Source organism: Leptotrichia sp. OH3620_COT-345 (genome assembly GCF_003932895.1).
In the GTDB taxonomy this organism is placed as follows: domain Bacteria; phylum Fusobacteriota; class Fusobacteriia; order Fusobacteriales; family Leptotrichiaceae; genus Pseudoleptotrichia.
Map to the genome: position 1 here is coordinate 20340 of NZ_RQYW01000017.1, position 19360 is coordinate 39699.

The 19360-nt window shown below is 30.0% G+C and carries 14 protein-coding genes; 12 read left to right on the forward strand and 2 right to left on the reverse strand.

Annotated features, from left to right (window positions below; translation table 11 throughout):
* Positions 1-96 precede the first annotated feature (96 nt).
* Positions 97-660 carry a DNA-3-methyladenine glycosylase I gene (locus EII29_RS09365; RefSeq protein ID WP_125237269.1) on the reverse strand — a complete coding sequence of 188 codons (564 nt, stop codon included), beginning with the start codon at positions 658-660 and terminating at the stop codon, positions 97-99.
* An 8-nt stretch (positions 661-668) separates the two neighbouring features.
* The gene (locus EII29_RS09370; protein WP_125237270.1) at positions 669-1091 is read right to left on the reverse strand and encodes a pyridoxamine 5'-phosphate oxidase family protein; all 423 of its coding nucleotides are present in this window, start codon (positions 1089-1091) and stop codon (positions 669-671) included.
* 108 nt (positions 1092-1199) lie between these two features.
* On the opposite strand from EII29_RS09370, the gene EII29_RS09375 reads away from it, so the two are divergent.
* From EII29_RS09375 to EII29_RS09430, 12 genes are all read left to right on the forward strand, one after another.
* Positions 1200-1847, forward strand: a complete 648-nt coding sequence (locus EII29_RS09375) for a YafY family protein (RefSeq protein ID WP_125237271.1) — start codon at positions 1200-1202, stop codon at positions 1845-1847.
* 94 nt (positions 1848-1941) lie between these two features.
* On the forward strand, positions 1942-3459 hold the full coding sequence (locus EII29_RS09380; RefSeq protein WP_125237272.1) for a YifB family Mg chelatase-like AAA ATPase: 1518 nt from the start codon (positions 1942-1944) through the stop codon (positions 3457-3459).
* A 739-nt stretch (positions 3460-4198) separates the two neighbouring features.
* Complete coding sequence (locus EII29_RS09385) at positions 4199-5074, forward strand: alpha/beta hydrolase fold domain-containing protein (RefSeq protein WP_125237273.1); 876 nt, start codon at positions 4199-4201, stop codon at positions 5072-5074.
* 34 nt (positions 5075-5108) lie between these two features.
* On the forward strand, positions 5109-5786 hold the full coding sequence (locus tag EII29_RS09390) for an N-glycosylase/DNA lyase (RefSeq protein WP_125237274.1): 678 nt from the start codon (positions 5109-5111) through the stop codon (positions 5784-5786).
* A 488-nt stretch (positions 5787-6274) separates the two neighbouring features.
* A complete protein-coding gene (trxA, locus tag EII29_RS09395; RefSeq protein ID WP_125237275.1) occupies positions 6275-6592 on the forward strand; it encodes a thioredoxin in 318 nt (105 codons plus the stop codon).
* A gap of 185 nt (positions 6593-6777) precedes the next feature.
* Positions 6778-8943, forward strand: a complete 2166-nt coding sequence (locus EII29_RS09400; RefSeq protein WP_125237276.1) for a Tex family protein — start codon at positions 6778-6780, stop codon at positions 8941-8943.
* Between the two features lie 101 nt (positions 8944-9044).
* Positions 9045-10601, forward strand: coding sequence for an L-lactate permease (locus EII29_RS09405; RefSeq protein WP_233573304.1), 1557 nt, complete (start codon positions 9045-9047; stop codon positions 10599-10601).
* A 215-nt stretch (positions 10602-10816) separates the two neighbouring features.
* Positions 10817-13603, forward strand: a complete 2787-nt coding sequence (gene ileS / locus EII29_RS09410; protein WP_125237278.1) for an isoleucine--tRNA ligase — start codon at positions 10817-10819, stop codon at positions 13601-13603.
* Positions 13604-13776: 173 nt separating this feature from the next.
* Positions 13777-14250, forward strand: a complete 474-nt coding sequence (gene lspA, locus EII29_RS09415; protein ID WP_125237279.1) for a signal peptidase II — start codon at positions 13777-13779, stop codon at positions 14248-14250.
* A 24-nt stretch (positions 14251-14274) separates the two neighbouring features.
* A complete protein-coding gene (gene glyQ / locus EII29_RS09420; protein WP_125237280.1) occupies positions 14275-15144 on the forward strand; it encodes a glycine--tRNA ligase subunit alpha in 870 nt (289 codons plus the stop codon).
* A gap of 671 nt (positions 15145-15815) precedes the next feature.
* Positions 15816-17846 carry a glycine--tRNA ligase subunit beta gene (gene glyS, locus EII29_RS09425; protein WP_125237281.1) on the forward strand — a complete coding sequence of 677 codons (2031 nt, stop codon included), beginning with the start codon at positions 15816-15818 and terminating at the stop codon, positions 17844-17846.
* Positions 17847-18148: 302 nt separating this feature from the next.
* Positions 18149-19225, forward strand: coding sequence for an OmpA family protein (locus EII29_RS09430; RefSeq protein ID WP_125237282.1), 1077 nt, complete (start codon positions 18149-18151; stop codon positions 19223-19225).
* The last annotated feature ends 135 nt before the right edge of the window (positions 19226-19360 follow it).

Sequence of the window (19360 nt, forward strand, 5' to 3'; positions counted from 1 at the left end):
TATTTTATTGATTTGATTTTATTAAAATAACGGTTTATATAAAATTTTGTAATTTAAGTATTTTTCTAATATTATGAATAATTTTAAAATGTATTATTATGATTTTGTCTTATATGGGCAGGAAATTAAATGGTCGTCAATTATACCGATTGCTTGTAGAAAAGAATAAATAATTGTAGAGCCGACAAATTTAAACCCCTGTTTTTTAAGTTCTTTGCTGATTTTGTGGGAAAGTTCCGTAGTAGCAGGAACTTGTGACAGATTTTCCCATTTATTTATAATTTGTTTGTTATTTGTAAAACTCCATATATAATCTGAAAAAGAGCCATATTCCTTTCTTATTTTAATAAATGCTTGAGCATTTGTCACAGCAGAATTGATTTTGAGTTTATTTCTTATAATCCCTTCGTTTTTCATCAGTTCATCAAGTTTGATTTGGTTATATTTTGAAATTTTCTTATAATTGAAATTATCAAAAGCTTTTCTGAAATTTTCTCTTTTCTTTAAAATAGTATTCCAGCTAAGTCCTGCTTGAAAGCCCTCAAGTATAAGCATTTCAAACATATAGTTATCATCACGGGAAGGGACGCCCCACTCAGTATCATGATAATGAATGTCTTCTTCTTCTTTTGCCCATGGGCAACGATTATTTTCTTTCATATTTTCTCCTATAAAATGCTAATTTTGTGAATATCCTGATTTTCTAAAGTAAGAGTGATCTCAGAAAGAGGTATTTCAAAAAGTATTAAAGAATCTCCTACTTTTTCAATAATATATTCTAAATAGGGAATTTTATTTATAAATTTATCCTTTAAGTCGTATACGGATTTGTCACTTTTTTTTATTTTTCCTTTCCCTCTTACATATTTACTCGAAGTCTTAGGAATAGTCGTAAATGCAACATTGTCATTATTGGAAAATTCTCCTATTTTTTTATGATTTTTAAGTGACGACATAAATAAGATTTTGGTTTCTTCATCATAGTAAAAACATGTAATTCTTACATTGGGGATATTGTTTACTGATGTTGCCAGTGCTATTTCAGTCTGTTCTTTCATTATATTTTTAAATTCTTCCTGTAGTCTGTCCATAATTTTTCCGCCTTTCTTTTTTTATTTATTTATATTATACTATTTAAAGGTGACAATTATTGACACTATTAATTGTAAAATTTTGAAAAAAGGAGAATAGGAGAGTATATGAATAAATCTGAAAGAATAAATGATATGATGATATATCTCAATAAAAAAACTTATTTTAATTTGAAAGATATAACTGAAAAATATGGGATTTCCAAAAGGACAGCATTAAGGGATATTCAATCTCTGGAAAGAATCGGGATGGCTATATACTCTGAATTGGGAAGAAATGGAAAATACAGGCTTCTGAATAATAAAATTTTATCTCCAATTATGTTTACTGTAGATGAGATACATTCTTTATATTTTGCGATACTTACACTGGAAACTTATGATATGTGTCCATTTAATATTGATATTGAAAAACTGAAAAGTAAATTTCAGACATGTCTTTCAGAAAAACAGATGGAAAAAGTGACAATGATAGAAAAAATATTACGGATTGAAATGAAAAAGTATATGAAAAACAGTTCGATATTAAAAGAAATATTGGAAGCAATTATTGAAAATAAAGTGTGTGAAATATCATACAAAGGAAAAATAGTACAGGAAGAAAAAAAAGTACAATTTTTAAGAGTATTTGCAGTTTGTGGAAAATGGAAAGTTGAAATAATCGATTATAAAACCCGAAAAAAAGATATTCTGGAGTGTGAAAAAATTTTATTTATAGAAAAAATAGAATTAGAAACTTTAAAAAATTTTGAATAAAATTAGTAAATTATTAAAAAATAAATATATTGCAAAAATTTTGTAAAAATGTTAAATTATTAAAAAAAGATTAATAAAAATAAAAGGGGGAAATGTGGCTATAAGTGTGTTAAGTTGTAGTTATTTAGGAGTTGAATCATATATTGTGGAAGTGGAGGCTGATGTATCTAACGGACTTCCGGTTTTCAATATTGTCGGAATGGGAGATCAGGCAATTAAAGAAAGTAAGGAAAGGATAAGGAACTGTTTCAAAAATATGAAACTGGAATTCCCTATAAAAAGAGTTCTTGTAAATCTTTCTCCTGCAGATGTTCGTAAGAAAGGAAGTCATTTCGATTTGCCGATATTTTTAGGAATACTTGCAAATATCGGAAAAATTAATAATATGGAAAAATTTAAAGATTATCTTATATTGGGAGAAATATCTTTAAATGGAGATATAAAACCGATAAAAGGGGCCATAAATGCTGCAATATTGGCTAAGGAAAGAAAAATAAAGGGGGTTATAGTACCTCTGGAAAATTACAATGAAGCAAAACTTATTTCAGGTGTAAAAGTAGTTCCTGTAACTAAAATAAAGGAAGCTGCCGATTTCTTAAATGAAGAAATATTTTATGAGAAACTTCGAGAAAATGCTGAAAAATACTGTAAGGTAGATATTGGAGAAACATCTGTGGAAATCTCGGATTTTTCTGATGTAAAAGGTCAGATTTTGGCTAAAAGGGCACTGGAAATTGCAGCGGCAGGAGGGCATAATATATTTTTAATGGGAGATCCCGGTTCGGGTAAGTCAATGTTGGCCAAAAGATTTATTACGATATTGCCAGAGATGACAGAGAGTGAAATAATAGAAACGACTAAAATTTACAGTATATCGGGAATGCTTTCGGATGTGGAACCGATAATAAAAAGGAGACCTTTCAGAGCACCACATCATTCAGCTACTCAAACGGCATTAATAGGTGGAGCTTTAAGAGCAGGGGAAATAACATTGGCTTTAAACGGTGTGTTTTTTATGGACGAACTGGGGGAATTCAGCACAAAGACATTGGAAGCATTAAGGCAACCTTTGGAAGATGGAAATGTCACTGTTTCAAGGGCTAATCTTATAATTACATATCCTGTGAATAATATAGTTATAGCAGCTTCTAATCCGACGCCCGGGGGTTTTTTTGCTGATGATCCCCGTTGTAAGGACAGTTTGAGAGATATAAAAAATTATCAGAAAAAGTTTTCAGGACCTCTACTGGATAGAATGGATATTTACGTTGAAATGAGAAGACTGAACAAAGACGAAATATTTAGTGAGGAGTTATCTGAAACATCGGAAAAAATAAGAAGAAGAGTTATAAGTGCAAGAGAAATACAGAAAAAAAGGTTTAATTCCGATTTTCTTAACTCCAAAATGAGCGGAAAACAGATTTTAAAATATTGTAAAATAAATAAAGAAACAAAACAGATATTTGAAAAAGCTGTGGAAGAACTGAATTTATCCATGAGAATGTATGATAAAGTACTAAAAGTATCAAGAACAATAGCAGATCTGGACGGCTCTCAAAATATAGAGATTGAACATTTATTGGAAGCATTGAATTACAGAAAAAAGTATTAAGTAAGATATTGTTCATTATATTTATAAAAGTAGAATTATATATTTTCAAACAGTTATTTATGTAATTAAAATAAATTTATATTTTTTGCACTAAAATTTAAATGTCAGGAATAAAAAAAGCGAAAATATGTTGAAAAACTTAAATAGTAATAATATGAAATGAGGATAAAAAACCTTTTTCGAAAGTTAATTTTTTCTTTTTAATTAAGATATAATTTAATTAAAGTAATAAAGAAATATAGACGGATTATATGAAAATATTCTAATAATATTGACATCTGTAAGTTGTAGCTGGTTTGATATGAAAGCGTGAGAATAAGTTCAGAAAGAAAATAAAGAAAGAGGGCGTACTTGTGTTTATACTTGAAGCGATCATACAGTATGCGGTTACACAAGATAGGGAAGTTTTAATAATGAGAAATTACTGTTTGAACGGTACGAGTTTGTGATTTTTTAGCGAATAAAGTATTTTTGAGAGAGAAATAATTTGAGTTGGATAGTTTTTTGGTACAACTTTTTTTACAAAAAAGATTGGAAAAATATTTCATTTTTGTCAAAATTTGGAACATTTTATTAATTTACAGTGTGAGATCGATTATTTTTAAATATAAAATAATGCCCGATTGTATATATCTTTAAAAATATAAAATTGAAGAGAATTCTTAAAAATGGTATAATATCAAAATCTTAAACAGAACAGAGAGAGGAGAGCAATTACATAACCAGTAATTGCAGAACAATGAGTTTATTATCTGATATAGCGGTACCGGTAGCAAAGCTTGTAAATGCAAAAAGAGGAAATGAAAGAGCAATGGAAAATCCCAGAAGAGACACGGATTTTTTCAATAAGAATAATTTTGATAAAAGTTTTCAGACAGAGGAATATTTTATTGATGAATTTCAAGTTCTTACGGTAAAGTGTAAAGAATCTTTGAACCGTCATGTTATTTTTCTTCATGGAGGAGGGTATGTCCTGAGAGCGGTAAGAAGTCATAAAAATATTGTTGAAAGAATGGTGAAAAAATATAATCTGAAAGTTACCTTTATTGATTATCCCTTAGCTCCTGAATATACTGCGGAAAAAGCTCATGACATAATGATGAAGGCTTATAAATTGGTTACCGCAGAAAATAAAGATGATGAATTTTATTTTTTTGGGGACTCCGCCGGGGGAGGACTGGCATTGGCTTTTTTACAGGAAATGAGAGATAAAAAAGTTTTGCCTTTTCCCGAAAAAACGGTACTTATGTCGCCTTGGTTAGATATAACTATGACAAATAGTGAAATTAAAGATTTTGAAGATAAAGATCTGTTATTACCGGTTGAAGGATTAATAAAAGCGGGAAAAAAGTATGCAGGAAATATAGATTTAAAATCAAATCTTGTATCACCTATTTATGGGAATATGGATAATCTCGGTAAAATAATGCTTCTTTTCGGAACAAATGAAGTATTGTATCCCGATTGTATGAAATTTAGTGATATGATTGATACTGCAGTAGGAACGACAATAGAACTTTATATTGGAGAAAATTTATGTCATGACTGGATTCTTGCTCCTTTAAAAGAAACTGAAGAAGCTCTTGACTCAATAGGGAAATTTTATCTTGAATAACGAAGAGAAACAAATAATGTAAGGAGGAAATAATTTGACTAAAAAAAACAGACTTGAAAAAAGACTCAATAAAGAGCTTCATAATGAAATATTGGAGATATATATAAAAATTAAGAAAGATATAGATAAAGCTATAAAAGGATATAAAAAATCGTGGGGAAAAAATGAAAAAGAAATATTTGCCGAAGTGGCTTTTTGTATACTGACTCCCCAATCAAAAGCAAAGAATGCATGGCAGGCTATTATTACATTAGTAAATAACGGGTTGCTTTTTAATGGAAAAGCCGAAGAAATAGCAGAGTATCTTAATATTGTAAGATTTAAAAATAATAAGTCGAGATACCTTGTGGAGTTGAGAGAATTGATGACTGAAAATGGAAAGTTACAACCAAAAAAAATTCTTTCTGAAAAAGGAGATACTTTTGAGAAAAGAAAGTGGATATTTAAAAATATAAAAGGAATGGGCATGAAAGAGGCTAACCATGTTCTTAGAAACTTAGGATTTGGGAAGGAAATTGCCATACTTGATAGGCATATATTAAGAAATCTTGTGGAACTTAATATAATTGATGAAGTTCCGAAGTCCATTACCGAAAAAAAATATTATGAAATAGAAGAAAAAATGAGAGAATATTCTGAATACTCAGGGATAAGAATGGATGAACTTGATTTAGTTCTGTGGTATAAAGAAGCGGGAGAAGTATTTAAATAGAGATAAAAACATTTATCAGAATTTAATTCTAACTTTAGTTACATTATCCGGAAATTTAAATTAATATAATATTTAAGAAGCTGACGGATTTATAAATTACAATCAATTTAAATATGTAAAGATGAAGTATGAGAATTAAATAATTTAGAGATAATAAAAGGGGGAAAGTCTTTTTGATAACAAAAAGTCAGGAAAAATTAGATAAGGATAAATAAATTATAGGAATAGAAAACAGTCAGATATAAAATAAATATAATTATAAATCGGATATTAGATGGTTGAAAAAATAAATAAAAAGTTAGATAAGAGCAGATAAAAAAGAGGAAGTGAAAAGTAAGTATAATTAAAGATAGGATATTGAAAAAAAATTTAATAAGATGTATAATAAAAGAAATGTATTTCTAAATGTGAAAACATTTGCGTATACATATTAAAAATGTTATAATATGTATAGATAAAATTCAAATTTATATTAGGAGGAAATATATATGAGCAAAGTAGTACATTATGCAGGAGAAGATTTTGAAAATGAGACATTAGTGGCAAACGGAATTACATTGGTAGATTTTTTTGCAACATGGTGCGGACCGTGCCAAATGCTGGGGCCTGTACTGGATGAATTGTCAAATAGTGCTGACTATAAAATTGTAAAAGTAGATGTGGATCAGGCAAGTGAGCTTGCTGCCCAATTCAGAGTAAGAAGTGTTCCTACAATGGTTGTATTTAAAGACGGAAAACCTGTAGAAACTCTTGTAGGATTTTTGACACAGGATGAAATTGATAAAAAAGTTCAGGCACATAAGTAAAAATTTAAAAAAGACCTGTTTTAATCTTTAATATTAAGATTAAAACAGGTCTTTCTTTTATTAATGTATTTTAAAAAAAATTCTTTGAAAAACTGGTTATTTTATGTAAATTATGCTAAAATATTTAATAGTCTAAAAAATAAAACTGAAAAATAACATTGAAGACATTTATATGGAGGATTGTTTTGGATATAATAAAGAATGTTGGAGAAGAATTAAATTTAAAGACTTCTCAGATAGAAAATACGATGAATTTGTTTGATGAGGGGGGAACGGTTCCTTTTATTGCACGTTATAGAAAAGAAGTTACAGGAAACCTTGATGAAGAACAAATAAGAGAAGTAATTGAAAAAATTACATATTACAGAAACCTTGAAAAAAGGAAAGAAGAAGTAATAAGATTAATAGAAGAACAGGGGAAATTGACTGAAGAATTGAAAATAAGTATAGTCAATGCTGTCAAGTTACAGGAGGTAGAAGATTTGTACCTTCCTTACAAGAAAAAGAAAAAAACAAAAGCAGATATAGCAAAAGAAAAAGGACTTGAACCATTGTCAATATTTGCATTGCTTCCAAATACCACTATGGATTCTCTGAAAATTGAAGCTGAAAAATATATTACAGAAGAAGTTTTGAGTGTGGAAGATGCCATAGAAGGAGTTCATCTTATTATTGCACAGAATATATCTGAAGATGCTAAAATCAGGGAATTTTTAAGAGAAAGGATCGCAAAATTCGGTATTCTCATTTCAAAAGTAATTGAAAAAAATAAAGCTGAAGATGTAAAAGGAGTATATCAGGATTATTATGAGTATTCCGAATCTATTGAAAAATCAGCTTCAAACAGAGTTCTTGCATTGAATAGGGGAGAAAAGGAAAAAATCTTAAAAGTTGATATAGAAGTAGATGAAAAAACGGAAGAATTTATAATAAATTTCATATTAAAATCACTCGGAAATAAAAACCTTACAGATTTTTATAAAGAAATAATAAAAGATTCTTTGGATAGACTGGCATATCCTTCTATTAAAAATGAAGTGAGAAATATATATACTGAAAAAGCCGAAGAAGAGGCAATAAATATTTTTTCCGAAAATCTGGAAAAACTGTTGTTACAACCGCCACTATCAAAAAAGACACTTATGGGCTTGGATCCCGGATACAGAACCGGCTGTAAAATGGTTATAATTAACAGAGACGGGTTTTATGAAACAAATGATGTACTTTATTTAGTAGAAGAAATGCACAATCAGAAACAACTTGAAGAAGCTAAAAAGAAAATACTAAATTATATAGATAAATATGATGTCGATATAATTGCTATCGGAAATGGAACGGCTTCAAGAGAAACGGAAAGTTTTGTAGCCAAAATAATAAAAGAAGCCAAGAAACAGGTTTCCTATTTGATAGTCAATGAAGCGGGAGCTTCAGTTTATTCCGCTTCAAAACTTGCCATAGAAGAGTTTCCTGATTTGGATGTTACTGCAAGGGGAGCAATCTCCATAGCCAGAAGAATACAGGATCCTATGGCAGAGCTTGTAAAAATTGATCCTAAATCTATAGGTGTAGGAATGTATCAGCATGATGTGAATCAGAAAAAACTTAATGAAATGCTGGAACAGACAATAGAACATGTAGTAAACAATGTCGGAGTAAATATAAATACGGCTTCATGGGCTTTATTAAGTTTTGTTTCAGGAATTAAGAAAAATGTGGCAAAAAACCTTGTCGATTACAGGCATGAAAATGGGGATTTTAAGGACAGAAAAGAACTTAAAAAAGTAAAAGGTCTGGGAGATAAAGCATTTGAACAAATGGCAGGATTTGTTGTAGTTCCTGATAGTGATAACCCTCTGGACAATACTATAATTCATCCTGAATCCTATCATATTGCTGAAATGATATTAAAAGAGGCAGGTTGTAAGGTTTCCGATTTAAAAGAAAATCTGAATGATGTAAGACAGAAACTTCAGAAAGTCGATTTGGGAAAAATTATAAAAGAAAATGATTTCGGACCTCAAACGGCAAAAGATGTATATGAAGCATTACTGAAAGACAGAAGAGATCCTAGAGATGAGTTTGAAAAACCGTTATTGAGATCGGATATACTTAATATGGATGATCTTTCTGAAGGTATGATACTTGAAGGAACGGTTAGAAATGTTGCGAAATTTGGGGTTTTCGTAGATATAGGACTTAAGAATGATGCGTTAATACATATATCCCAGATATCGGATAAATTCATTTCAGATGCTACAAAAGTACTGTCTGTGGGGCAGATAATAAAAGTTAAGATTTTGTCTCTGGATAAAGAAAGAGGTAGAGTAAGTCTGACAAAAAAAGGGGTATAAAAGTAAAAGGAGATTATATAGTGAAATACAGTAATATTATATTTATTAAAAACTGTAATATATAAAAAAGAAAGAAGGAAAAAAAGATGAGTTTGTTTTTTATGGGATTAGTACCGATCATATTATTTTTAGTTATGTTGGCATTACTAAAATGTTCACCTATGTTAAGTGCATACACAAGTTTAGGAATAGCAATACTTTTGAATTTTATTGTTAAAGAATGGAGAATGCCGGTAACTGGAGTAATAGGTTCCATTATAGAGGGATTTGCTGTAGCATGGATGCCAATAGGATTGGTAGTAATAGCTGCCATATTTGCATATGAATTATCAGTCAAAACAGGAGAAATCAATGTTATAAAAAAAATGCTCGGGAATATAACAACTGATAAGAGAGCTCAAGCTCTTATACTTGCATGGGGATTCGGAGGATTTATAGAAGGAGTTGCAGGATATGGAACAGCTGTGGCAATTCCTGCTGCAATAATGGTATCATTAGGTTTTAATCCTCTAAATGCAGCAATTATATGTCTGATAGCTAACACTACACCTACTGCATTTGGAACTGTGGGGTTACCTGTTACTACAATGAGTAGTTTGTTAGGTTTAAGTCCCAATGAAATAAGCTTTTTTGTTTCGCTTCTTTTATGGCCGATAATGTTTGTTATTCCTTTTATACTTGTGAAAATGGCTAATAATGAGAGAAAAGAGGGAAGTAAAGCTTTCGGAGACGGTATAATACCTGTTATTGTAGCTTCAATAATCGGATATTCCATGCAGCCGCTAATAGCAAAGACAACCGGTGCTGAATTGCCAACAATTTTGTCAAGTTTACTTGCAATGGTATTGATGATAGGAGCGGTAAAAATATTTATCAAGGAAAAAAAGAATACCGAAAAGCATCCGGTAACATTAAAAGAAGGCGTTCTGGCATGGTTGCCGTATATTTTGATGGTTGTTTTAATTGTAGGGACAAGCCCTGTAGTTCATACTGTACATGAATTGCTGGAACATACAAATTCGGTGTTTAATTTTACATTTGGAAATTCTTCGGCATTTAGAGACATTAACGGAGAAATTGCGAAGGCAAATGTTACATTTAAATGGTTATTGGCACCTGGAATTCCTATTATTGCGGCAACTATAATAGCAGGATTTTTTCAAAAAGCTAAAGTCAAAGATATGATTTCGGTATTTAAAGATACGGTGAAGCATAAATTTTCGTCAATTGCAGTTATAATGGGGATAGTAGCATTGTCAGTAGTTATGAAGCATAGTGGAATGATAAATAGTATAGCTGATGGATTTGTACAAATTATGGGGAAAAATTTTCCTTTAATTTCTCCTTTTCTCGGAACAATAGGGACATTTGTTACAGGAAGTGATTTGTCATCAAATCTTTTATTCGGAAATTTGCAATATAATGTAGCCGAAGGTTTGAAAGCAGGACATCAGCCGTTAAAAGAACTGTTTATAGCCTCAAATACTGCAGGAGCGACAGGAGGAAAAATGATTTCTCCACAGAATATAGCTATTGCCGCTTCAACAGTTGGACTTATGGGTAAAGAGGGAGATATGTTAAGAACGACTTTAAAATATTCTTTAATTTATGCCATAGTATTAGGATTGATTGTATTTGTAGGAAGTGTTATTGTGTAGGTTTTTGGAATAATTTAAAATAATTATATGAGAATATTTAAAAAGTTTTTGATTCGCAAACTTTAAATGTTTTAAAATATTTATTCAGGATTTTTATAAAAAATTGAATATTCAAGAAAAAGTAATATACATAAAAAAATTATGAAATATAGAATATAACGGAAAATTTAAGGGAAATCAATCCCTTTAATAAAATATAAGAAATTGGAGGAAAAATGTCGGAAGAAAAAAATGTTGAAAAAGTTGATTATGCAGGAACACTGAATTTACCTAAAACAAGTTTTAAAATGAAGGCAAATCTTGCACAAAAGGAACCGTTGACATTAAGAGATTGGAAAAAAGGAAAAATTTATGAAAAATCATTGAGAGGGGAAAGCGGGTTTTTTGTGCTTCATGACGGTCCTCCTTATGCAAATGGAAATGTACATATAGGTCATGCTTTAAACAAAGTTTTGAAAGATATAATATTGAAATATAAAAGGTTAAGAGGTTATAATGCTCCTTATATTCCGGGATGGGATACACATGGGTTACCTATAGAATGGAAAATAATGGAAGAATACGGAGAAAAAGCAAGAAATATGACTCCTCTTCAAATACGTCAGGAGTGTAAAAAGTATGCACTGAAATGGGTAGAAAAGCAAAAAGATGAATTTATAAGATTGGGAATTTTAGGAAATTGGGAAAATCCTTATATTACTTTAAAACCTGAATATGAGGCGGAGCAGCTGAAAGTTTTCAAGGAAATTTATGAAAACGGATATGTCTATAAAGGTCTTAAACCTGTATATTGGTCACCTACCACTGAAACTGCATTGGCGGAAGCTGAAATTGAATATAAGGATGTGGTTTCTCCTTCAATTTATGTGAAAATGGAAGGTTCAAAAGATTTGACGGATAAACTCGGATTAGATGAAGTAAGTATTATAATATGGACAACTACTCCGTGGACATTGCCTGCAAATTTAGGAATAGCATTAAATAAAGATTTTGATTATGGAGTGTATAAAACTGAAAAAGGAAATCTGATATTAGCTAAAGAACTTGCAGAAAAAGCTTTTGAAGCTATGAAACTGAATTATGAACTTATAAAGGAATTTAAAGGAAGTGAGCTAGAGAAAACTCATTACAAACATCCGTTTTTAGACAGAGAAGGTCTTGTAATATTGGGAGAGCATGTAACTCTTGAAGCGGGAACAGGGGCGGTACATACTGCACCGGGACACGGAGTGGAAGATTATGCGGTCGGACAGATATATGGAATAGGGGTTCTATCTCCTGTGGATAATCAGGGACATATGACTAAAGAAGCAGGAAAATACGAAGGTTTATTTTATAAAAAAGCAAATAAAGTTATAGTTGAAGATATGGAAAATTCAGGTCATTTAATGGCTTATAGTGAGTTTTCCCACTCATATCCTCATGATTGGAGAAGTAAAAAACCTGTCATTTTCAGAGCTACAGAACAGTGGTTTATAAGTGTTGATGAAAGTGATGTAAGGGAAAAGTCTCTTAAAGCACTTGAAAATGTCGAATTTGTACCTGAATGGGGAAAAAACAGGATTAATGCAATGTTAGAAACCCGACCTGATTGGACTATTTCAAGACAAAGAGTTTGGGGAGTACCGATACCTTTATTTTATAATGCGGATACTGGTGAAGTCATATATGAACCTGAAATAATGGATAGAGTAATTGAAACGGTGAAAAAAGAGGGAACGGACATATGGTGGAAGTATGAAGCTGAAGAAATTATAGGTGAAGATCTACTCGAAAAATATAATTTGAAAGATATAAAGCTGAGAAAAGAAAAAAGTATAATGGATGTATGGTTTGATTCGGGAGTTTCTCATAGAGGAGTATTGATTCCGAGAAATTTACCTAGACCTGCAGATTTATATCTTGAAGGAAGCGATCAGCATAGGGGATGGTTTCAGTCATCTTTACTTACATCAATAGCAAGTACGAAAGATGCTCCGTATAAGAGAGTTCTTACACACGGTTTCGTAATGGATGGACAGGGAAGAAAAATGTCGAAATCATTAGGGAATACAATTGTACCTAAAGATATAATTGAAAAATACGGAGCGGATATATTGAGACTTTGGGTTTCTTCAGTAGATTACAGAGAAGATGTGAGAATTTCCGAAAATATATTGCAGCAAATGTCTGATGCCTACAGAAGAATAAGAAATACTGCAAGATTTTTAATGGGAAATCTTAATGATTTTGACTATGTGAACAAGAAAGTAAATTATGAAGATATGTATGAAATAGATAAATGGGCAATGCATAAATTGGAGGAACTGAAAGAAAAAACGACTGAGTATTATGACAAATATGAATTTTACAGTTTATTTCAGGAAATCACTTATTTTTGTTCAATAGATATGTCTTCTTTCTATTTGGATATAGTAAAAGACAGATTATACTGTGAAGAAAAAGATTCGCTTGAAAGAAGAAGTGCACAAACTGTACTGACTGAAGTTTTGAAAGTTCTTGTAAGGGTTATTTCACCTGTTCTTTCGTTTACTGCAGATGAAATATGGGAAAGAATACCTGAAACAATTAAAGAAGAGGAAAGTGTCCATTTATCGGGTTGGATAGAATTAGAGCCGGAATATAAGAATGATGAGTTGGCAAAAAAATGGAGTAAAATTCAAAATTTAAGAAAAGAAGTAAACAAAAAGCTTGAAGCTGCGAGGCAGGAAGGACTTATAGGACATTCTCTTGATGCAAGGGTTCTATTAAAAGTTGATAGCGATGAATATTTATTTCTGAAAAATTATACTGAAGATGAAATATCAGATTTATTTATTGTTTCACAGACGAAATTTGTAGCGGATGAGCTTGAAAACAGTGAGATTTCAGGAATTTTCATAGAAGTAATAAAAGCTTTAGGAAAGAAATGTGAAAGATGTTGGAAATATCATGAAGAAGTAGGGAATGATCCGGAATATCCTGATGTATGTCCAAGATGTGCAAAAGTTTTAAAAGCATAAGTTGTTTTGTAAAAAATCTGATTGATATTCCTGTATTTACGAAAATTTTTAATAAAATAGGAATACTAATAAAATAAAGTGTTTTTAAAACATTTTACTTAGAATGTTTTTTAATTGAAATTTTCAATATAAGAAATCAAGTCAGATGATAGATTTAATATAAGGAAGGAAATATGTTGTACATATTAATAATATTAGTACTTACATCTATAGATCAGTTTACTAAATATGAAATGGTTAGAATGTCAGATAGCAGCATCGGTTATTCAATACCTGTGATAAAGGATTTTTTCCATTTTACTTATGTAGAAAATCATGGGGGAATATTTGGTTTATTTCAAGGAAAAATAAATGTTTTTACAGTAATAAGCATATTATTAATAATTTATATAGTTTTTTCAGAATTTAAAAATTTTAAAAATTATACGAAATGGACAAAAATAGGTGTTTCAATAATAGCCGCAGGTGCTTTGGGAAATATGCTTGATAGGATATTCAGAGGTTTTGTAGTCGATATGATAGACTTTAACGGCATATGGAAATTTGTATTTAATGTTGCGGATATGTATATTCACATAGGAATATACATTATTGTAATTGATTATCTTGTAAGAAAGCATAAAAAAAGAGTGATAAAGAAAATGTGAAAATTGAGAAAGGAGATGTTTAGTATGACTTTTCAGGAAATAATACTGACACTTCAGAAATTCTGGGGTGAAAGAGGTTGTGTAATAGGAAATCCTTATGATATGGAAACCGGAGCAGGAACTTTTAATCCTGATACATTTTTAATGTCGTTAGGTCCTGAACCGTGGAATGTAGCTTATGTGGAACCATCAAGAAGGCCTAAAGACGGAAGGTATGGAGAAAATCCAAACAGAGTGTATCAACATCATCAATTTCAGGTAATAATGAAACCTTCTCCTGAAAATATACAGGAACTTTATTTGGAAAGTCTTGTAGCGTTAGGAATAGACCCGAAAGTCCATGATATAAGATTTGTAGAAGATAATTGGGAAAGTCCTACATTGGGAGCATGGGGACTTGGCTGGGAAGTATGGCTTGACGGAATGGAAATAACACAGTTTACTTATTTTCAACAAGTAGGAGGAATCGAAGTGGAAATAACTCCTGCTGAACTTACATACGGACTTGAAAGAATAGCACTTTACTTACAGGATAAAGAAAATGTTTATGAACTGGAATGGGCAAAAAACGTTAAATATGGAGAAAGACGATACCAGTATGAATATGAAATGTCAAAATACAGTTTTGAAATAGCTGATGTTCCAATGCAGTTTAAATTATTTGATATGTATGAAAAGGAAGCTTTGAACTGTCTGAATCACAAACTTGTATTACCTGCATATGATTATGTTTTAAAATGTTCTCATACATTTAATAATCTTGATGCAAGAGGAGCTATAAGTACTACAGAAAGAATGTCTTATATATTACGTGTAAGGGATTTGGCTAAAAAATGTGCACAGCAGTTTGTAGAAGTGAGAAGAAAATTAGGACATCCGCTATTGAAAAAATAAAGAAACAGAGCTTTTATATAAGTCTATAAGCTGTAAATGAAATAATAAGGTTTATAATTAACCGGATAATTCTAAAATAGTATGTAAATTCAGTACAGCTTTTAGACTTATAATATATGATAGTTTTGTCAATTATGAAAAAATCGAAATTTAATTTTTCATTAATAAAATGAATCCGGGATAGAAATTAAGTTTTAGTACAGGAGGGGCGATACTGTATGGATACAAAACAAGTTTTATTTTTTTTGAAAAAATTAGAATGTGAATCTGTGAGAAAACTGACAGCGTTTTTATGCTGTTTTTTTATTTCAGATTTTTTGAAAATTATGAAGTAATAATATATACTTATGATAGAGTTCTAGTTTCCCGAAGACATCTCTATATGAATTTACAAATATCAAACAGTAAACCGGCGAGATATTCAAAAAATATTTGAAAAGTCATCATAAAGTCTAAATTGTAAAGTTAATAAATTTAAAATCAAACAGTTTAATAAAAATTTTTAATAGTTAAAAAAAGAAATAAAATTAAGAAATTTTAATATTAAAATAAAATGTAAATTTTATTTTTAGAAAAATTGTAAATATTATAAAAAGAGTAACTTGAAAAAGTCATGAATACGTGGTATTCTGATTAATATAAAAACTAATTTATAAGATAAGGAGAGAACAGTGAATTTTCTTTTTGAAATAGGATTGGAAGAGCTTCCTTCAAGATATATAAATGAAGCTGAAGCTGATTTGGAAAAATTGATTAAAAACGAGTTGAAAAATGAGAGACTCTCTTTTTCAGATATTGAATCTTTCAGTACACCAAGAAGGATTGCAGTAATAGTAAAAAATATATCTGAAAAACAGGAAGATTTGAATAAAAAAAGTATCGGTCCGTCAGTTGATGTAGCATATAAAAACGGAGAACTGACTAAAGCCGGAGAAGGATTTGTAAAATCTCAAAATGCCGGAAACGAAGACATTAAAATAATAGAAAATGAAAAAGGTAAATATATTTCCATCGAAAAATTTTTAAAAGGAAGAAAAACAGAAGAGATACTTCCTGAAATTTTAAATAATATATTGAAAAAGATAGAATTTGAAAAATCAATGAAATGGGGAGAGAAACAGTTCAGATTTGCAAGACCTATAAAATGGTTTATTACACTTCTTGGAAGTAAAGTACTGGATTTTGAATTTGAAGGGATAAAATCCTCAAATAAAACAAGAGGAATGAGATATTTCGCTTCTCAGAATATTGTAATTAATGAAGCTTCGGAATATGAAAAAATATTACTGGAAAATTTTGTAATTGTGAAAAAAGAGAGACGGCGTGATAAAATTCTGAAAAGTATAAAAGAAAATTGTGAGAAAGACGGAGATAAGGTTATAATAAATGATTATTTACTTGAAGAAGTTGTAAATCTTGTTGAATATCCTTATGCAATAAAAGGTGAATACAGTGAGAATTATTTATTACTTCCTGAAGATATTATTACAATTACTATGGAAACTCATCAAAGATATTTTCCCGTAAAAGATAAAAATGGCAAACTGACAAATAAATTTGTACTTGTGAGAAATGCTCCTGAACATTCTGAAACAGTCAAAAAAGGTAATGAAAAAGTTATAGAACCTAGACTTGCAGATGCGAAGTTCTTTTTTGAGGAAGATTTAAAAAATAAATTTTCCGATAATGTAAAAAAACTGAAAGAAGTTACATTTCAGAAAGATATGGGAACTATATATGACAAAATACAAAGAAGTAAAAGAATTGCTGAATATCTTATAGAAAAAACGCGAAAGCAGTCGGAAAAGAAAAATATATTAAGAACAGTAGAATTGGCAAAAGCGGATCTTGTTACAAATGTAATAGGGGAAAAGGAATTTACTAAATTACAAGGATTTATGGGTTCAATTTATGCTGAAAAACAAGGAGAAGAGAAAAATGTTGCTTTAGGAATATTTGAACATTATTTACCAAGATATCAGGGAGACAGTCTGCCTACCACAGTAGAAGGAGCAATAGCAGGAATCAGTGATAAGATAGATACAGTTGTCGGATGTTTTTCAGTAGGCTTGAAACCTACAAGTTCAAAAGATCCTTATGCTTTAAGACGAGCCGTTCAGGGAATAGTATATGTTACGTTAAATGCAAAGCTTGAATATGATTATAAGGAGCTGGTAAAAGAATCTTATCAAATATTTGCAGAAAGTAAAAAAGTTCTTGAAGAAAATGTGATTATAGATGTAATAGAATTTTTCAGACAAAGAATAATAAATGTATTATCCGAAAAATATAGTAAAGATTTAATTAATTATCAGATCAATCTTGAAAATGACATTATAAAATTAGATAACAGACTGTTTATTTTATCAGAATTATCAAAAACTGAAAATTTTGGAAAACTTGTAAATCTTCTTAAAAGAGTAAAAAATATAGTAAAAGAAGAAAAAAGCGAAGTTCCTGTAAATGAAAGTTTATTCAGTACAAAAGAAGAAAAACAGATACTTCTATTTTCGGATGAATTGGAAAATCTTGAAAATAAAGATTTTTCAGAGTGTATAGAAATGTTGTTGAAAAAAGAAAACGTTATAAATGACTTTTTTGACAAAGTAAAAATCAATGATGAAAATACAACAATTAAAAATAACAGGATATCACTTTTAAAAAAATTGGAAAAAGTTGTTGATAAAATAATAACTTTATAAAATTAATTAAAAAATAATTTTTATTTTACAAAATTTAATTTTTGAAAATGACGAAACTAAATAAAAATTTCTTTCTTTCCTTAAAAAGAGAAAATGCTTTTTTTCCAGTATTTTCAACATTAAGAAGAAAAAGTCGGAAAATTGGAGAAATAGAAATTTATAGTAAGACAAAAATAAAAAAGTTCAAAAATAAAAAGTAAAAAAATAGTTGATTTTTTTGGCAACATATAGTATAATCTTAGAAGAAGATTAGGGAGACTATTTGGAAAATCAAATGTTTGAAATATTAAGGAGGAAATTAAATGAAAAAGTTAGTTATTTTAGGAACAGCTTTATTAGCATTAAATGCTGTAGCGTCAGAAATCCAATTTAAAGGTGGATATGACTTCACTAGAAAAGTGAAATCCGGATATGGTGATGATCTTAAACTTAAAGGTGGACCAACTTTAGGTGCTGAATACATTTTTGATAATCAAGGTGAATTTGAATGGGGATTAGGAGCAGAATACAAATTATCTCCAAAATCTGGAAAGTTAGTGGATAAAAAAGATAAAACAAATAAAATTGCAAGAGTTGCTCCTGTTTATGCATTAGGTAAATTCAACATAATCACTACAAATTCAGGAAATGATGCATTATATGTATTAGGAAGAGCAGGATACGCATTCGCTAATGAATCAAAAGAGCTTGGAAGAGCAGGAGTAGATGTTTCCGGTGGGCTGTATGCAGCAGCAGGTATAGGAACTGAATTCGGTCCTGTATCATTGGAAGCGGTTTACGAAAGAGCAAACTTGAAATTTAAAGTTGCTAATGAAAGAGAAAGAGGAAAAGTAGATTCATTCGGATTAAAATTAGGATATAGATTTGGAAAATTACAAAACGACAGATCACCTAAAGTGATTACTCAAACAATAACTGAAACTATTAAAGTAGAACCAAAACCAGAACCGAAAGTAATAAATACTGCAACTGCTGTATTCCCTTTCAATTGTTCAGTTGAAGAGAAAAAATGTGTAATTAAAGGATTTAAAGTTGATGGAAGAGTACCTAATCAATCAGAAGCAAGAGATTTAGGAACTATTGCAAATGTAATTAATCAATTTGCTGATGGTGGAACAATTGATTTTGTTGGACATACAGATTCTACAGGATCTGATGCTTATAACCAAAAGTTATCAGTAGCAAGAGCACAGAATGTTGCAAGATTGTTAAGAGAATACGGATTGAAAAATTCAATTTCTTATGGAACAATCACTGGTAGAGGAGAATCTCAACCTGCTGATACTAACAAAACTGTTGGTGGAAGATACAATAACAGAAGAGTTGAATTATTCTTCCAAAATGTAGATTTCAATAACGTAAGATTAATTAACCAATAATCGGAATATAATTGAATATTTTAAAAAGAGCTATTTACTTAGCTCTTTTTTCTTAAAAAAGATTGACAAGGAAATATAAATAATATATAATATATAAAAGATTTATTTGGAAATACAATTAATTAAATATCTTTA